Consider the following 17,008-nt stretch of genomic DNA (forward strand, 5'->3'; position numbering starts at 1 on the left):
ACCTAACACAATGACGACGAGCATTCCCCGAGGCGCCCTGCAGGGTGTCAAGGTCATCGACCTCAGCCGCGTGCTGGGCGGCCCTTACTGCTCCCAGGCCCTGGCCGACCACGGTGCCGAGGTGATCAAGCTGGAACCGCCGGCCGGTGACGAGACCCGTGGCTGGGGCCCGCCCTTCGAGGGCGACACGGCCTCCTACTTCCGTGGCATCAACCGCAACAAGAAGGGCCTGGTGGTGGACCTTGGCCAGGCCGAAGGCCTCGACCTGCTAATGCGCCTGCTGGAAGACGCCGACGTGCTGCTGGAGAACTTCAAGCCCGGCACCCTGGAGCGCTGGGGCATCGGCTATGCCGAGGTGCTGGCCGAGCGCTTCCCCAGGCTGATCCATTGCTCGGTATCCGGCTTCGGCGCCGACGGCCCCCTGGGCGGGTTGCCCGGTTATGACGCGGCGATCCAGGCCATGGCCGGGCTGATGAGCGTGAACGGTGAAGCCCAGGGTGGGCCGCTGCGGGTGGGCCTGCCGGTGGTGGACATGGTCACCGGGCTCAACGCCCTGGCGGGCATCCTCCTGGCGCTGCACGAGCGCGAGCGCAGCGGGCGTGGCCAGTCCGTGGACATCACCCTCTACGACTGCGGCATCTCCCTGTTGCACCCGCACCTGCCGAACTATTTCGGCTCCGGCCGGGTGACTCCGCGCAGCGGCAACGCCCACCCCAATATCGCCCCCTACGACAGCTACCGCACCGGCGGCGAGCCGATCTTCCTCGCCGTGGGCAATGACCGCCAGTTCGCCCGGCTCTGCGAGCACCTGGGTGCCGAAGCACTGCTTGGCGACCCGCGCTTCGCCGACAACGGCAGCCGCTCGGTGCACCGCGAGGCCCTGAAGGCCGCGCTGGAAGGCTACCTGGCCGGGCACGACGGCCCGCCCCTGGCCGAGGCGTTGATCCGCCTGGGCGTGCCTTGCGGCGCAGTGGCCACGGTGGACCAGGTGATCGCCCACCCGCACACCCTGCACCGCGGAATGCTGGTGGAGCTGGGCGATTACCGCGGCATCGCCTCGCCAGTGAAGCTCTCGCGCACCCCGGCGCAGTACCGCAGCCCGCCGCCGGCCCTGGGCGAACACAGCCGCGAGCTGCTCGATGGCCTTGGCCTGGATGCCGTGTGCATCGACGACCTCGTCCGGCGCGGCGTGGTGCGCGGCTGACGCACCCCCGTTTCCCCTGCACAGAGAACTGATCGGAGATCGTCATGACGGTCCATGAAGAACGCTTTTGCCCGCCGCCACCGCTGCGGCTCGAACACCCCGGCCCCGGCGTCGCCCTGCTGACCCTGGATCGCCCGGAGCGGCGCAACGCCCTGGACATGGCCCTGCGCCGTGCCCTGGCCGACGCCGTGCAGGGCCTGGACGACGACCCCGAGGTGCGGGCCATCGTCATCAGCGGCGGCCCCACGGTCTTCGCCGCCGGCGCCGACCTGGGGGAGCTGGTGGAGGCCGGCCCGCTGCAGGTGCAACAACGGCGCGTGGAGCGTTATTGGCAGGCCCTGGCGCAGTGCCGCAAGCCGCTGATCGCCGCGGTCAACGGCCTGGCCCTCGGTGGGGGCTGCGAGCTGGCGCTGCACGCCGACCTGATCGTCGCCGGCGCCACGGCGCGCTTCGGCCAGCCCGAGGTGCGCCTCGGCATCATGCCCGGTGCCGGTGGCACCCAGCGGCTGGTGCGGGCGCTGGGCAAGTACCGGGCGCTGCGCCTGCTGCTGACCGGCGCCCTGGTGGGCGCCGAGGAGGCCCTGGCCATGGGCCTGGTCAGCGAGCGGGCCGACGACGACGCGCTGCCCCGCGCGCTGGCCCTGGCCGAAGAGATCGCCCGCCTGCCGGCGCTGGCCGTGGCGCAGATCAAGGCGGTGGTGCGCGACGGTGCCGACCTGCCCCTGGAGAGCGCGCTGCTGCTGGAGCGCCAGGCCTTCCAACTGCTGTTCGACAGCCAGGACCAGAAGGAGGGCATGCGCGCCTTCCTCGCCAAGCGCGAGCCGGAGTACCAGGGCCGATGAACGGGAACGAGATCACCCACCTCGGCGTGGTCGGCTGCGGCGCCATGGGCCAGGGCATCGCCCAGCTGGCGGCCTGCGCCGGCCTGCAGGTGCGGCTGCATGACATGCGGCCCGAGGCGGCAGCACAGGCCCGCGAACGCATCCTTGCCGAGCTGGAGAAGCAGCGGGACAAGGGCCGGGTCAGCGACGCCCAACTGGAGCAGGCCCGTGTCGGCCTGCTGCCGGTGGAAGGGGTGCAGGGCCTGGCCGGCTGCCAGCTGGTGGTGGAGGCGATAGTCGAGGAGCTGCCCGCCAAGCAGGCGTTGTTCCGCCAGTTGGAGGCGCTGCTGGGGGATGAGGCGATTCTCGCCAGCAACACCTCGTCGCTGTCGATCACCGCCATCGCGGCGGCCTGCGAGGCGCCGGGGCGAGTAGCCGGGCTGCACTTCTTCAACCCGGTGCCGCGCATGCGCCTGGTGGAGGTGATCCCGGGGCTCGCCACCGACGAGCACGTGGTCGAGCGGCTGCTGGCGCTGGTGCGGCGGCTGGGGCACCAGCCGGTGCGGGCGCAGGACTCGCCGGGCTTCCTGGTCAACCATGCCGGGCGCGCCTATGGCACCGAGGCGCTGCGCATCCTCGCCGAGGGCGTGGCGGCGCCGGCCGAGGTGGATGCCTTGTTGCGCGATGGCGCGGGCTTCCCCATGGGCCCCTTCGAGCTGATGGACCTGGTGGGCCTGGACGTCAGCGTGCCGGTCATGGAGTCCATCTACCGGCAGTACTACGAGGAGCCGCGCTACCGCCCGCACCCCTTGCTGCGCCAGCGCCTGGCCGCCGGCCACTTGGGGCGCAAGAGCGGGCGTGGCTTCCATCGCTATCCACCGCCCGACGCTGTGGAGCAACCACCGATCGTGGCTTTGGATGGGCCACGGATGCCGGTGTGGCTGGGCCTGGACGAAGGCTTCGACGCTGCGCTTCTGCGCCCCTGGCTGGAAGGCCTGGGCGCGGTATTGGAGGAGGGCAAGCGGCCTTCCGCTGGGGCGCTCTGCCTGCTGGCGCCCCTGGGCCTGGATGCCACCGAGGCGGCGTTGCACCTCGAACTCGACCCCACCCGGGTGGTGGCTTTCGATGCCCTGGCCGAGCGGACCTCGCACCGTTGCCTGATGTCCACGCCCGTCACTCGGCCGGACTGCCTGGAGGCCGCGCGAGCCCTGTTCGCGGCCGATGGCGGCAAGGTCACGGTGATCCGCGACAGCGCTGGCTTCGTGGTCCAGCGCACCCTGGCCGGCATCGTCAACCTGGCCTGCGACATCGCCCAGCAGGGCATCGCCACGCCGGCCGATATCGACCTGGCCCTGCACCTGGGCCTGGGTTACCCACTGGGCCCGCTGGCCTGGGGTGACCACCTGGGCGCCGCGCGGGTGCTGTCGATCCTCCAGCGCCTGCACGCCCTCAGCGGTGACCCGCGCTACCGCCCCAGCCCCTGGCTGCGCCGCCGCGCGCGGCTGGGCCTGTCCCTGCTGCATGTCGATGCCCCCTTCCAAGGAGAACGCTGATGCTCGATGCCTATATCTATGGCGGCCTGCGCACGCCCTTTGGCCGTCACGGCGGCGCCCTGGCTCCGGTGCGCCCGGACGATCTCGTCGCTGGCCTGCTGATGCCGGTGCTGACGGCCGCCGGGTTGCCGCTGGAGGCGCTGGACGAGGTGATCCTCGGCTGCACCAACCAGGCCGGGGAAGACAGCCGCAACCTGGCCCGCAACGCCCTGTTGGCGGCCGGCCTGCCTGTGCGCGTGGCCGGCCAGACGGTCAACCGCCTGTGTGCCAGCGGCCTGTCGGCGGTGGTCGACGCGGCGCGGGCGATCACTTGCGGCGAAGGCCGGCTGGTCCTGGCCGGCGGCGCCGAGAGCATGTCGCGGGCGCCCTTCGTCATGGCCAAGGCGCAGCGTGCCTTCAGCCGTGACCTGGAGGTGGCCGACAGCACCATCGGCGCGCGCTTCGCCAACACGCGCCTGGTGGCGCGGCACGGCGCCCATTCGATGCCGGAGACGGGGGACGAGATCGCCCGCGCGTTCGGTATTTCTCGCGAGGCCGCGGACCGCTTCGCCCTGGCCTCGCAGCTGCGCTACCAGGCGGCGCTGGAGGCGGGCTTCTTCGCGGGCGAAATCCTGCCGGTGGAGATTCCCGGGCGCCGCGCGGGCGAGGTCACGCGGGTGGAGCGGGACGAGCATCCCCGCGCCGACATCGACCTGGCCAGGCTGGCCGGGTTGCCGGCGCTGTTCCCGGGGGGCGTGGTCACCGCCGGCAACGCCTCGGGCATCAACGATGGTGCCGCCGTTTTGCTGCTGGGCGACCGCGCCATCGGCGAGCGCCACGGCGTGCGGCCGCTGGCGCGGGTGCTGGCCAGCGCCAGCGTCGGTGTCGAGCCGCGGATCATGGGCATCGGCCCGCAGCCGGCGATCCAGCTGGCGCTGCAACGCGCCGGCCTGACGCTGGGCGAGGTCGACCTGATCGAAATCAACGAGGCCTTCGCCCCGCAGGTGCTGGCCTGTCTCAAGGGGCTGGGCCTGGAGGCGGACGACCCCCGGGTCAACCCCCACGGCGGCGCCATCGCCATCGGCCATCCACTGGGCGCCTCCGGTGCGCGCCTGGCGCTGACCGCCTGCCGCACCCTGCAACGCAAGAACCTGCGCTACGCCGTGGTCAGCCTCTGTGTGGGGTTGGGCCAGGGCGTGGCCGTGGTCCTGGAGCGCACCTGAGCGCTCCCTGACGAAGGGGCGCCACCCGGCGCCCCGAGCCTTGGAGAGCACCATGCATAACAACAAGAAACACCCCCCTGTCTTCATTGCCCTGCTGCTGGGCGGCGCGGCCCCCTGGGCCCTGGCCGCCGAGGGATTCATCGAGGGTTCCAGCGCCACCCTGCAGATGCGCAACTTCTACATGAACCGCGACTTCCGTAACGACACCGGCGATTCGCTGCACGAGGAGTGGGCCCAGGGCTTCCTCCTCGACTACCGCTCCGGCTACACGCCGGGCACCGTTGGCTTCGGCGTGGACGCCATGGGCCGCCTGGGCCTGAAGCTGGATTCCGGCAAGGGCCGCGCCGGCACCGGGCTGTTGGCGGTGCAGGACGATGGCCGCGCCGCCGATGACTACGGCCGTCTCGACGGCACCTTCAAGGCGCGGGTGTCGCGCAGCGAACTGAAGCTCGGCGCGCTGGTGCCGAAGCTGCCCACCCTGCAGCCGAACAACGGCCGCCTGTTCCCGCAGACCTTCCATGGCGGCCTGGTGGAATCCCGCGAGTGGGAGGGCCTGGGCTTCACCCTGGCGCGCCTGGACGAGGTGAGCCAGCGCAACGAGGGCGGGCGCAGCGACCTGGCGCTGTACAACCGCAACAAGCGCTTCACCGCCGGGCCGCGCGCCGGGCACCTGGACCTCGCCGGCGTCGATTGGGAGGCGCGCCCCGGCTGGGTGCTGAGCTATCACCATGCCGAACTGGAGGACCTCTACCGCCAGGACTTCTTCGGCCTCAAGGGCCGCCTGCCCCTGGGCGAGGACCGCCTGGAGCTGGACCTGCGCCTGTTCGACAGCCGCGATGCCGGCACCGGCTGGAGCCGCGAGATCGACAACCGCTCGGTCGGTGGCCTGTTCACCTACCGCCGCCACGACGGCCATGCCCTGGGCCTGGGGTTGCAGCGCATGAGTGGTCGCACCGCCTTCCCCTACGTGCAGGGGGCCGATGCCTACCTGGTGAACTTCGGCCAGTACTACGACTTCGTCGAGCGCGGCGAGCGCTCCTGGCAGTTGCGCTATGACTACGACTTCGCCGCCCTCGGGGTGCCGGGGCTGTCGCTGATGACCCGCTACTTCAAGGCCCGGGACGGCGAGCTGGGCGATGGCCGCTCGGTGGAGGGCTGGGAGCGCGACACGGACATCAAGTACGCGGTGCAGAGCGGCCCGCTCAAGGACCTGGGGCTGACCTGGCGCAACGCCGTCTACCGCACCAGCGTGGGCCGGGGCGTGGATGAGAACCGGGTGATCCTGAGCTATAGCCTGGCGCTGTTCTGAGCGGGGCCCGGGCTTTGGCGTTCGGGGGCGTATGGCCCCCGGGTTACAGGGCTGGCACGGGCCTTCTCGTAGGAGCGAGCTCTGCTCGCGAAGCCCTTGGCGGTGCTGCGCACCGCTTGGCGACTGAAGTCGCTCCTACAGTTGGTCTGTGTCTGCGGTTCAACGCGCGGCGCTGACGCCCTCGAGGGTGGCGAAGGAGGTGTCCTTGGCGGTGAGCAGGAAGTCGCGCATGAAGGGGGCGTCGAGCATGTCCGAGCGGATGGCGGCGTGGAGCGTGGCGTAGAGGGATTTCTCGCCCAGCTTCTTGGCCGTGACGTAGCCCCGCGAGCTGTACTCGTGCAGCGCCCAGTTGGGCAGGCAGCAGACGCCGCGGCCGCTGGCCACCAGCTGCATCATCATCACCGTGAGTTCCGAGGTGCGCACCTGGGCCGGTTCGACGTCGGCGGGTTCGAGGAAGCGGGTGAAGATGTCCAGGCGGTCGCGTTCCACCGGGTAGGTGATCAGGGTTTCCGTTTCCAGGTCCTCGGGGACCATATAGGGCTTGCCCGCCAGCGGGTGCTGGTTGGCCACCGCCAGCAGCGCTTCGTAGGTGAACAGCGGCACGTAGGTGATGCCGGGCAGGTCGATGGGGTCGGCGGTCACCACCAGGTCGAGGTCGCCACGGGCCAGGGCCGGCAGCGGGGCGAAGGAGAAGCCCGAGGCCAGGTCCAGCTCCACTTCCGGCCAGGCATCGCGGAACTGGTCGATGGTCGGCATCAGCCATTGGAAGCAGCTGTGGCATTCGATGGCCATGTGCAGGCGCCCGGCGGTGCCGCCGGCCAGCCGCGCGATGTCGCGCTCGGCGTTGCGCAGTTGCGGCAGCAGCGAGTCGGCCAGTTGCAGCAGGCGCAGGCCGGCACTGGTGAAGCGCACCGGCTTGGTCTTGCGCACGAACAGCTGCATGCCGAGGCGTTCCTCCAGTTCCTTGAACTGGTGGGAGAGGGCCGATTGGGTGAGGTGCAGGCGTTCCGCCGCCTCCACCAGGCTATCGGCCTCGCGCAGGGCGTGCAGGGTCTTGAGGTGGCGGAACTCGAGCATGGCGATTCTCTATGAGCAGAATTTGTGACGAACGAGAAAATGTTGAGTTTGTCTCATGGAGGCCTGGCTGTCGACAATAGCGCCATCAACCTGAATGGAGCGTCATGCCATGGCCCTGGCCCACAGTCTTGGATTCCCCCGCATCGGTCGCGACCGCGAACTGAAGAAAGCCCTCGAAGCCTTCTGGAAAGGTGAACTCGACGAAGCCGGGCTGCGCGCTGTTGGCCGTGACCTGCGTGCCACCCATTGGCAACTGCAGAAGGACGCCGGCATCGAGCTGCTGCCGGTGGGCGACTTCGCCTGGTACGACCAGGTGCTGACCCACTCGCTGACCTTCGGCGTGGTGCCCGAGCGCTTCCGCCCCCACAGCGGCAAGCCCGGCCTGGACACCCTGTTCGCCATGGCTCGTGGCGTTTCCGGTGGTTGCTGCGGCGGCGCTCATGCCCAGGAGATGACCAAGTGGTTCGATACCAACTACCACTACCTGGTGCCGGAGTTCACCGCTGACCAGCAGTTCCAGCTGAGCTGGGAACAGCTGTTCGAGGAAGTGGACGAGGCCCATGCCCTGGGCCACCCAGTGAAGCCGGTGCTGATCGGCCCGCTGACCTACCTGTGGCTGGGCAAGGCCAAGGGCGGTGAGTTCGACCGCCTCGACCTGTTGGAGCGCCTGCTGCCGGTGTACGGGGAGATCCTCCAGCGCCTGGCCGCCCAGGGCGTGGAGTGGGTGCAGATCGATGAGCCGATCCTGGTGCTGGACCTGCCCCAGGAGTGGAAGAGTGCCTTCGAGCGGGCCTACAACCTGCTGCAGCGCGAGCCGCTGAAGAAGCTGATCGCCACCTATTTCGGCGGCCTGGAAGACAACCTCGGCCTGGCCGCGAGCCTGCCGCTGGACGGCCTGCACATCGACCTGGTGCGCGCCCCGGAGCAGTACCCGACCATCCTCGACCGCCTGCCGGCCTATAAGGTGCTGTCCCTGGGCCTGGTCAACGGCCGCAACGTCTGGCGCTGCGACCTGGACAAGGCCCTGGATGTGCTCCGGCATGCCCATGAACGCCTGGGCGAGCGCCTGTGGGTGGCGCCGTCCTGCTCGCTGCTGCACAGCCCGGTGGACCTGGGCCGTGAGGACAAACTCGATGGCGAACTCAAGGACTGGCTCGCCTTCGCCGTGCAGAAGTGCGCCGAGGTCGCCATCCTCGGCCGCGCTCTGAACGAGCCGGAAGCCCCCGAGGTGCTGGCCGCCCTGGCCCACAGCCGCACCGTGCAGGCCGACCGTGCGCGCTCGCCGCGCATCCACAAGCCGGCGGTGCAGGCGCGCCTGGCGGCCATCGAGCCGGCCCACAGCCAGCGACGCTCGCCTTTCGCCGAACGCATCCGCCAGCAGCGCGCGCACCTCGATCTGCCGCTGTTCCCCACCACCACCATCGGCTCCTTCCCGCAGACGGCGTCGATCCGCCTGGCGCGCCAGGCCTTCAAGCAGGGCAAGCTGTCGGCGGCCGAATACACCGAGGCCATGCACAGCGAGATCCGCCATGCGGTGGAGGTGCAGGAGCAGCTCGGCCTGGACGTGCTGGTGCACGGCGAGGCGGAGCGCAACGACATGGTCGAGTACTTCGCCGAGCAGCTGGACGGCTACCTGTTCACCCGTTTCGGCTGGGTGCAGAGCTACGGTTCGCGGTGCGTGAAGCCGGCGGTGATCTTCGGTGACCTGAGCCGCCCGAAGGCCATGACCCTGGACTGGATCCGCTACGCCCAGGGCCTGACCAACAAGGTGATGAAGGGCATGCTCACCGGCCCGGTGACCATGCTGATGTGGTCCTTCCCCCGCGAGGACCTGACCCGTGAGGAGCAGGCCCGGCAGCTGGCGCTGGCCATCCGCGACGAGGTGGTGGACCTGGAGGCGGCGGGCATCCGCATCGTGCAGATCGACGAGGCGGCCTTCCGCGAGGGCCTGCCGCTGCGCCGCAGCCAGTGGCAGGGCTACCTGGACTGGGCCACCGAGGCCTTCCGCCTGTGCGCCTCGGGCGTGGCGGACCAGACCCAGATCCACACCCACATGTGCTACAGCGAGTTCAACGATGTGATCGAGTCCATCGCCGCCATGGATGCCGACGTGATCACCATCGAGACCTCGCGCTCGGACATGGAGTTGCTGGAGGCCTTCAAGGCCTTCGCCTACCCCAACGAGATCGGCCCGGGCGTCTACGACATCCACTCGCCCCGTGTGCCGGACAGCGCCGAGATGGCCGGCCTGCTGCGCAAGGCGGCCGAGCGCATCCCCGCCGAGCGCCTGTGGGTCAACCCGGATTGCGGCCTGAAGACCCGCGCCTGGCCGGAGACCGAAGCGGCACTGGTGAACATGGTGGCGGCGGCGCGGCAGCTGCGCGCACAGTTCGCCTGACCAGGGCGTGGTAACGAAAAAGGCGGCCCTCGGGCCGCCTTTTTCATGGGCGTGGATCAGCCGCGGTACACGGGGAAATCGGCGCAGAGGGCCGCGACCTGTTTGGCCACCTGGGCCTCGACATCGGCATCGCCGAGGTGGTCGAGGATGTCGCAGATCCAGCCGGCCAGCTCGATGCTCTGCGGCTCCTTGAAGCCACGGGTGGTGATGGCCGGAGTGCCGATGCGCACGCCGGAGGTGACGAAGGGCGATTGCGGGTCGTTGGGCACGGCGTTCTTGTTCACGGTGATGCCGGCGCGGCCGAGGGCGGCGTCGGCGTCCTTGCCGGTGAGGCCCTGCTTGATCAGCGACAGCAGGAACAGGTGGTTGTCGGTGCCGCCGGAAACCACGTCGAAACCGCGCTCGATGAACACCTGGGCCATGGCCTGGGCGTTCTTGATCACCTGGGCCTGGTAGGTCTTGAAGCCGGGCTCCAGCGCTTCCTTGAAGCACACCGCCTTGCCGGCGATGACGTGCATCAGCGGGCCGCCCTGGGCGCCGGGGAACACGGCGGAGTTGAGCTTCTTCTCGATCTCCTCGTTCCGGCGGGCGAGGATCAGGCCGCCGCGCGGGCCGCGCAGGGTCTTGTGGGTGGTGGTGGTGACCACGTCGGCGTAGGGCAGCGGGCTGGGGTACAGGCCGGCAGCGACCAGGCCGGCGACGTGGGCCATGTCGACGAACAGCAGCGCCCCGACCTTGTCGGCGATGGCGCGGAAGCGCGGGAAGTCGAGAGTCTTCGAATAGGCGGAGAAGCCGGCGACGATCATCTTCGGCTTGTGTTCCACGGCCAGGCGCTCGACTTCGTCGTAGTCGATCAGCCCGGTGCGGGTGTCGAGGCCGTACTGCACGGCGTTGTAGAGCTTGCCGGAGGACGACACCTTGGCGCCGTGGGTCAGGTGGCCGCCATGGGCCAGGCTCATGCCGAGGATGGTGTCGCCGGCGTTGAGCAGGGCCAGGTAGACGGCGGAGTTGGCGGAAGAGCCGGAGTGCGGCTGGACGTTGGCGTAGTCGGCGCCGAACAGCTCCTTGGCGCGGTCGATGGCCAGCTGCTCGACCTTGTCGACGTATTCGCAGCCACCGTAGTAGCGCTTGCCCGGGTAGCCCTCGGCGTACTTGTTGGTCAGGCCGCTGCCCTGGGCTTCCATCACCCGCTGGCTGGTGTAGTTCTCGGAGGCGATCAGCTCGATGTGGTCTTCCTGGCGTTGCTCTTCTTCCTGCATCGCACTGAAGAGTTCGTCGTCGTAGCCCTGGATCTGGTCGTGCTTGCTGAACATGGGAAATCCTCGGTCATGGTCCTGGGGTGAGGGATAGCAAGGGCGGTGCCAGGGGTAAAAAACACAGGGTTATCAAGGGGTTGGGGATATTCGGGGTGGAGCACGACGAAGCGGCTGTAGGGATTTCGCTACAACAGGGCGAACCCGGCCGCGCCCGCTGCAGTCTGACTCCCGTCAGCCCGGGCCTGCAGCGGCTGTAGCGTTGTCGTTACGCTGTAACGGAAGCGCTACAAGGCTCGTGGAAATGCCATTGCAGAGGCCCGCAACGACCGTTGGGCGCCCTTCATGAAATTGTCACGGTTCTGTGGCAGTGCGCACGAAAGAGATTCATCAGAATCGCGTTTCACTGGGGTTTTGCGTTCTGGATTTTCATCATGCGTCTTTTCATTTTCCTCGCCGCCTTGCTGTGCGGCCTGCCCGCTTTTGCCTCCGCGCGCTGCGATACGCAGGTGCCGACGGAGACCGTGCACCTGGGCGAAGTGCGGTTGGCCTACCAGAGCATCGGCGATGAAAAGGACCCGGCGCTGCTGCTGATCATGGGGCTTGGCGGCCAGCTCATCCATTGGCCCGACGAGGTGGTGGCGGCCCTTTGCGAGCAGGGTTTCCGGGTGATCCGCTATGACAACCGCGACGTCGGTCTTTCCGCCTGGACCCATCCGGAACCCGCCGCCAACCTGACCTACGAAGCGGTGCGCTACCGCCTGGGCTTCCCCGTGCAGGCGCCCTACAGCCTGCGTGACATGGCCGGTGACACGCTGAGCCTGATGGACGCCCTGCATATCCGCCAGGCCCATGTACTGGGCGCGAGCATGGGCGGGATGATCGCCCAGCATGTGGCCGATATCGCCCCGGAGCGGGTGCTGAGCCTGACCCTGGTGATGACCAGCTCCGGCGCCCAGGGGCTGCCGGCGCCGAGCCATGCGCTGATCGCCCTGCTGGCCCGCCGTGAGGCGCCGAGCCGCGAGGTGGCACTGGAGCAGCAGGCCGACCTGCTGGCCGCCCTGGGCAGCCCGGATGTGGCGGACGATCGCACCCAGCTGCTGGAGCAGGCCGCACGGGCCTATGACCGTGCCTTCAACCCCGAGGGCGTGCAGCGGCAGATGCTGGCGATACTCGCCGAGCCGAGCCGCGTGGAGATGCTCAACCGCCTGAGCGTGCCGACCCTGGTGGTGCACGGCACCGCCGACCCGCTGCTGCCGGTGATGCATGGCGTGCACGTGGCGGCGCATATCAAGGGGGCGGAACTGAAGCTGATCCCGGGGCTGGCCCACCGATTCCAGGAGGCCTTCAAGGAGCCCCTGCTGGCGGCAGTGCTGCCGCACCTGCTTGCCCATCGGCAGGTGGATGGGCACGTGGCGCAGCTGTGAGTTCTTCGCTCGAGGGCTGTGAGAGGGGGTGGGCTTCAGCCCACCAATAGACGCCCCACGGTCATCCCCCCACTTCGTGCCAGGCTCCCCGGGCTGAAGCCCGGGCTACCTGCGGAATGATCATTTCTTCCCGGGTCCGTTTATCGCGTCGTTGTTGGTGGGCTGAAGCGGAACGGCGCCCGGCCCACCCTACGGCGTGATGGTGTGGCTGCCTTCAGGGTCAGGCAGCATCGGCCTTGGGGCGGTTGAGCAGGTACTGGGCGAGGCGTTCCTGCTGGCCGGGGGTCATGAACAGGCCGAGCTTGGTGCGGCGCCAGAGGATGTCGTCCAGGCCGGTGGCCCATTCCACGCGGCACAGGTAATCCACTTCACGGCTGTACAGGCCACCGCCGAGGTGATCGCCCAGGTCGGTGAGGTTCTGCACGCCATCCAGCATCTTCCAGGTACGGCTGCCATAGGTGCCGGCCCAGCGCCGCGCCAGGCTGTCGGGCAGCCAGCCGAAGCGGGCGCAGAGGGCTTCGGCCAGTTCAGCCTGGCTGCTCATCTGTTCGCCACCGGGCAGCGGCTGGCTGGCGGTCCAGCTCGGCTTGGCGTTGGGGAAGAACGGCGCCAGCTGGGCCAGGGCCGATTCGGCGAGCTTGCGGTAGGTGGTGAGCTTGCCGCCGAACACCGAGAGCAGCGGCGCTTCGCCCGGGTGGGCTTCCAGCGACAGGGTGTAGTCGCGGGTGACGGCGGAAGGGTCGTCGGACTCGTCATCGCACAGCGGGCGCACGCCGGAATAGGTGCGCAGGATGTCCTTCTCGCTGATCTGCTGCTTGAAGTGGCGGTTGACCACGTCCAGCAGGTAGGCGGTTTCCTCGGCACTGATCGCCACCTTGGCCGGGTCGCCCTGGTATTCGCGGTCGGTGGTGCCGATCAGGGTGAAGCGTTCCAGGTAGGGGATGGCGAAGACGATGCGGCGGTCCTCGTTCTGCAGGATGTAGGCGTGCTCGCCGTCATGCAGCCTGGGCACGATGATGTGGCTGCCCTGGATCAGGCGGATGCCGTAGGGCGACTTCTGCTTGAGGTCGTCCTTGATGAACTTCGCCACCCAGGGGCCGGCGGCGTTGACCAGGGCGCGGGCGCGGATCGACAGCAGGGTGCCATCGGCGCGTTCCAGGTGGATGTGCCACAGGCCCTTGCTGCGGCGGGCGCTGACGCAGCGGGTGCGGGTGTGGATGTGCGCGCCGTTCTCGCGGGCGGCCATGGCGTTGAGCACCACCAGGCGGGCGTCGTCGACCCAGCAGTCGGAGTATTCGAAGCCGCGGGCGATATCCGCCTTCAGCGGGCTGCCGGCGCCGAACTTCAGGCCTCGGGAGCCCGGCAGCTTCTCGCGCTTGCCGAGGTGGTCATAGAGGAACAGGCCGGCGCGGATCATCCAGGCCGGGCGCAGGTGCGGGCGGTGGGGCAGCACGAAGCGCATGGGGCGGACGATGTGCGGGGCCTTGGCCAGCAGCACTTCGCGCTCGGCCAGGGCTTCGCGCACCAGGCGGAACTCGTAGTGCTCGAGGTAGCGCAGGCCGCCGTGGATCAGCTTGCTGCTGGCGGAGGAGGTGTGCTGGGCGAGGTCGTCCTTTTCGCAAAGGAAAACCGACAGCCCGCGCCCGGCCGCATCGGCGGCGATGCCCACGCCATTGATGCCGCCACCGACGACGGCCAGGTCATAGACTTCGGAAATGGGCGATTGGCGGCTCATCGGAGGGTTCATGCAGGCGGCACCGTAAGTCGAAAGTGAACTTTGAATGTTCGTTTCCGAAAAATGCTAGTCGAATACGCATGAAACCGCCAGCCCGCATGCGCGGCTGCGAGCGGGTGGGCGACGAAAGGAGGGGCGCGCTGGCGCGGCTCAGACCAGGTCGAGGTGGACCTTGTGCTCGGCCATCAGGCGGGCCAGGGCGGGGGAGGGCGCGTGGTCGGTGATCACGCGGTCCACCAGGGCGATGGAGCCCAGGCGTACCACGGCGTTGCGGCCGAACTTGCTGGAGTCGGCGGCGAGCAGCACCTGGCGGGCGTTGTCGATGATGGCCTGGGAGACGCGGACTTCCTGGTAGTCGAAGTCCAGCAGGCTGCCGTCATCGTCGATGCCGCTGATGCCGACGATGGCGTAGTCCACCTTGAACTGCTGGATGAAGTCCACCGCCGAGGGGCCGACGATGCCGCCGTCACTGCGCACCGTGCCGCCGGCCACCAGCACCTCGAAATCCGCGCGGTCGGCCAGTTGCGCGGCCACGTGCAGGTTGTTGGTGATGACCTTGAGGCCCTTGTGGCCCATGAGTTCGCGGGCGATGGCTTCGGTGGTGGTGCCGATGTTGATGAACAGCGAGGCATGGTCGGGAATCAGCGCCGCCACGGTTTCGGCGATGCGCTGCTTCTCGTCGCGCATCAGCCCGGCGCGCATGGCGTAGGCGGTGTTCTGGATGCTCGACGACTCGCTGGCAGCACCTCCGTGGGTGCGCCGCAGCAGGCCCTGTTCGGCCAACTGGTTGATGTCGCGGCGGATGGTCTGCGGGGTCACGGCGAAGGCCTGGGCCAGCTCGTCGATGCTGACGTAGCCACGGTCGCGGGCGAGGTCGAGGATTTCCTGCTGGCGAGGAGCCAAGGTCATGGGAACGGCTTCCGGATTTTTGTCGCGCATTATAGCGACGTGCTGCCGAACGGCGACTTTTCAGCTAAGGTACGCCCAATTCGCCCTCCTGTTTTCACAATCGAACATGACCCCTGCCATCGATCTGCTGAAGAAAGCCAAGGCCGAGCACAAGGTGCTCAGCTACACCCACGATCCCAAGGCGCCCTCCTATGGCCTGGAAGCGGCGGAGAAGCTTGGCCTGGACCCGGCACGGGTGTTCAAGACGCTGCTGGCGGCCACCGAGAAGGGGGAGCTGCTGGTGGCCGTGGTGCCGGTGGCCGGCACCCTCGACCTCAAGGCGCTGGCCCATGCGGCCGGGGCCAAGAAGGTGGACATGGCAGCGGCGGATGCGGCCCAGCGCGCCACTGGCTACCTGGTGGGCGGCATCAGCCCGCTGGGGCAGAAGAAGCGCCTGCGCACCTTCATCGACGAATCGGCCCGGGCGCACCCGAGCATCCACGTCAGCGCCGGGCGGCGCGGCCTGGAAGTGGAACTGAGTGCGGACACCCTGGCCCAGCACACCCAGGCGCAGTTCGCGGCGATCGGCCGCGAGTGACGCCCCCATAACAACAAGGAAGCCTGCATATGGCCCAGTACCTACTTGCCATCGATCAGGGCACGACCAGCAGTCGCGCCATCGTCTTCAGCGCCCAGGGCCTGCCCGTGGCCCGCGCCCAGCAGGAGTTCAAGCAGTACTTCCCCAAGGACGGCTGGGTCGAGCACGACGGTGAGGAAATCTGGCTGACCACCCTCAAGGTCTGCCGCGAGGCCATCCAGAAGAGCGGCATGCCGGTTGCGGACATCGCCGCCATCGGCATCACCAACCAGCGCGAGACCACCCTGGTGTGGGACGCCGCCACCGGCACGCCGATCCACCCGGCCATCGTCTGGCAGGACCGCCGTACCGCCGATTACTGCTCGACCATGAAGGAGGCCGGTCACGAAGACGAAGTCGCCCGTCGCACCGGCCTGCTGATCGACCCCTATTTCTCCGCCACCAAGCTGCGCTGGATCCTCGAGAACGTGCCGGGCGCCCGGGCCCGCGCGGAGCAGGGCGAGCTGCGTTTCGGCACCGTGGATTGCTTCCTGCTCTGGCGCCTGACCGGCGGCAAGGCGCACCGCACCGATGCCACCAACGCTTCGCGGACCATGCTCTTCAACATCCACACCCAGCAGTGGGACGAGGAACTGCTCAAGCTGTTCGAGATCCCCGCCAGCCTGCTGCCGGAGGTGCTCGACAGCGCCGCCGAGTTCGGCACCACCGAGGCGCCGCTGCTGGGCGCGGCCATCCCGGTGCTGGGCATGGCCGGTGACCAGCAGGCCGCGCTGATCGGCCAGGCCTGCTTCCAGCCGGGCATGGTCAAGAGCACCTACGGCACCGGCTGCTTCCTGATCCAGAACACCGGCGAGACACCCGTGACCTCGCGCAACCGCCTGCTCACCACCGTTGGCTATCGCCTGGAGGGCAAGGTCACCTACGCGGTGGAAGGCAGCATCTTCGTCGCCGGCGCGGCGGTGCAGTGGTTACGCGACGGCATCAAGCTGATCAGCCATGCCCGCGACACCGAGGCCCTGGCCGAGCAGACCGGCGATGCCTGCGGCGTGTACCTGGTGCCGGCCTTCACCGGCCTGGGTGCCCCCTATTGGGACCCGCGCGCCCGTGGCGCGATCTTTGGCCTGACTCGCGACACCGGGATCAAGGAGATCGTCACCGCCGGCCTGCAATCGGTCTGCTACCAGACCCGCGACCTGCTGGAGGCCATGAGCCAGGACGGCGCTGCCGCACCCAGCGCGCTGCGGGTGGATGGCGGCATGGTGGAGAACAACTGGGTGATGCAGTTCCTCGCCGATATCCTCGGCGTGGCGGTGGAACGCCCCGAGGTGACCGAGACCACGGCTCTGGGCGCGGCCTACCTGGCGGGCCTGAAGGCGGGGCTGTACCGCGACCTCGACGAGATCGCCCGGCACTGGCACCGCCAGCAGCGCTTCACCCCGCACATGGCGACCGCGCATCGGACCAAGCTTTACGACGGATGGCTGGATGCCGTCCAGCGGGTACGCAGCGAGGCCTCCGAGGCGTAAGCTGCACACTGGAGCGG

At 68.9% G+C, this 17,008-nt stretch carries 13 protein-coding genes; 9 read left to right on the plus strand and 4 right to left on the minus strand.

The features are described from left to right. The first annotated feature begins 10 nt into the window (after window positions 1-10). Genes PSm6_RS17300 through PSm6_RS17320 form a run of 5 tightly spaced genes read left to right on the plus strand, consistent with a single transcriptional unit; the run spans window position 11 to window position 6,089 of the window. Window positions 11-1,204 (plus strand): CaiB/BaiF CoA transferase family protein, encoded by a 1,194-nt coding sequence (locus PSm6_RS17300; protein WP_021216999.1) that lies wholly within the window; start codon window positions 11-13, stop codon window positions 1,202-1,204. A 44-nt stretch (window positions 1,205-1,248) separates the two neighbouring features. Next, the gene (locus PSm6_RS17305; protein ID WP_265167849.1) at window positions 1,249-2,046 is read left to right on the plus strand and encodes an enoyl-CoA hydratase-related protein; all 798 of its coding nucleotides are present in this window, start codon (window positions 1,249-1,251) and stop codon (window positions 2,044-2,046) included. Beyond that, on the plus strand, window positions 2,043-3,578 hold the full coding sequence (locus tag PSm6_RS17310) for a 3-hydroxyacyl-CoA dehydrogenase (protein ID WP_265167850.1): 1,536 nt from the start codon (window positions 2,043-2,045) through the stop codon (window positions 3,576-3,578). Before PSm6_RS17305 ends, PSm6_RS17310 begins: the two co-directional genes overlap by 4 nt. After that, window positions 3,578-4,780: a 3-oxoadipyl-CoA thiolase gene (locus tag PSm6_RS17315; RefSeq protein WP_021217001.1), complete on the plus strand. Its 1,203-nt coding sequence runs from the start codon at window positions 3,578-3,580 to the stop codon at window positions 4,778-4,780. Before PSm6_RS17310 ends, PSm6_RS17315 begins: the two co-directional genes overlap by 1 nt. Window positions 4,781-4,832: 52 nt before the next feature. Next, on the plus strand, window positions 4,833-6,089 hold the full coding sequence (locus PSm6_RS17320) for an OprD family porin (RefSeq protein WP_021217002.1): 1,257 nt from the start codon (window positions 4,833-4,835) through the stop codon (window positions 6,087-6,089). Window positions 6,090-6,248: 159 nt separating this feature from the next. On the opposite strand, the gene metR is transcribed toward PSm6_RS17320, so the two are convergent. Further along, window positions 6,249-7,166, minus strand: coding sequence for a transcriptional regulator MetR (gene metR, locus PSm6_RS17325; protein WP_021217003.1), 918 nt, complete (start codon window positions 7,164-7,166; stop codon window positions 6,249-6,251). 109 nt (window positions 7,167-7,275) lie between these two features. Here metR and metE point away from each other — a divergent pair, with 109 nt between their 5' ends. Further along, window positions 7,276-9,564: a 5-methyltetrahydropteroyltriglutamate--homocysteine S-methyltransferase gene (gene metE, locus PSm6_RS17330; protein ID WP_021217004.1), complete on the plus strand. Its 2,289-nt coding sequence runs from the start codon at window positions 7,276-7,278 to the stop codon at window positions 9,562-9,564. Window positions 9,565-9,620: 56 nt separating this feature from the next. Here the strand turns inward: metE and glyA are convergent, their stop codons facing one another. Continuing rightward, window positions 9,621-10,877, minus strand: coding sequence for a serine hydroxymethyltransferase (glyA, locus tag PSm6_RS17335; RefSeq protein ID WP_184491592.1), 1,257 nt, complete (start codon window positions 10,875-10,877; stop codon window positions 9,621-9,623). Between the two features lie 374 nt (window positions 10,878-11,251). Between glyA and PSm6_RS17340 the strand changes: the two genes are divergently transcribed. Next, window positions 11,252-12,244 (plus strand): alpha/beta fold hydrolase, encoded by a 993-nt coding sequence (locus PSm6_RS17340; RefSeq protein WP_265167851.1) that lies wholly within the window; start codon window positions 11,252-11,254, stop codon window positions 12,242-12,244. Between the two features lie 220 nt (window positions 12,245-12,464). Here the strand turns inward: PSm6_RS17340 and glpD are convergent, their stop codons facing one another. Together glpD and PSm6_RS17350 are read right to left on the minus strand one after the other, a co-directional pair. Then, window positions 12,465-13,991: a glycerol-3-phosphate dehydrogenase gene (gene glpD / locus PSm6_RS17345; RefSeq protein WP_265167852.1), complete on the minus strand. Its 1,527-nt coding sequence runs from the start codon at window positions 13,989-13,991 to the stop codon at window positions 12,465-12,467. Between the two features lie 138 nt (window positions 13,992-14,129). Then, the gene (locus PSm6_RS17350; RefSeq protein WP_021222792.1) at window positions 14,130-14,888 is read right to left on the minus strand and encodes a DeoR/GlpR family DNA-binding transcription regulator; all 759 of its coding nucleotides are present in this window, start codon (window positions 14,886-14,888) and stop codon (window positions 14,130-14,132) included. Window positions 14,889-14,994: 106 nt separating this feature from the next. Here PSm6_RS17350 and ybaK point away from each other — a divergent pair, with 106 nt between their 5' ends. Then, window positions 14,995-15,465 (plus strand): Cys-tRNA(Pro) deacylase, encoded by a 471-nt coding sequence (gene ybaK / locus PSm6_RS17355; protein ID WP_021222791.1) that lies wholly within the window; start codon window positions 14,995-14,997, stop codon window positions 15,463-15,465. 29 nt (window positions 15,466-15,494) lie between these two features. Then, window positions 15,495-16,991: a glycerol kinase GlpK gene (gene glpK / locus PSm6_RS17360; RefSeq protein ID WP_265167853.1), complete on the plus strand. Its 1,497-nt coding sequence runs from the start codon at window positions 15,495-15,497 to the stop codon at window positions 16,989-16,991. Window positions 16,992-17,008 lie beyond the last annotated feature (17 nt).

Source organism: Pseudomonas solani (assembly GCF_026072635.1).
GTDB classification, from domain to species: Bacteria; Pseudomonadota; Gammaproteobacteria; order Pseudomonadales; family Pseudomonadaceae; genus Metapseudomonas; species Metapseudomonas solani.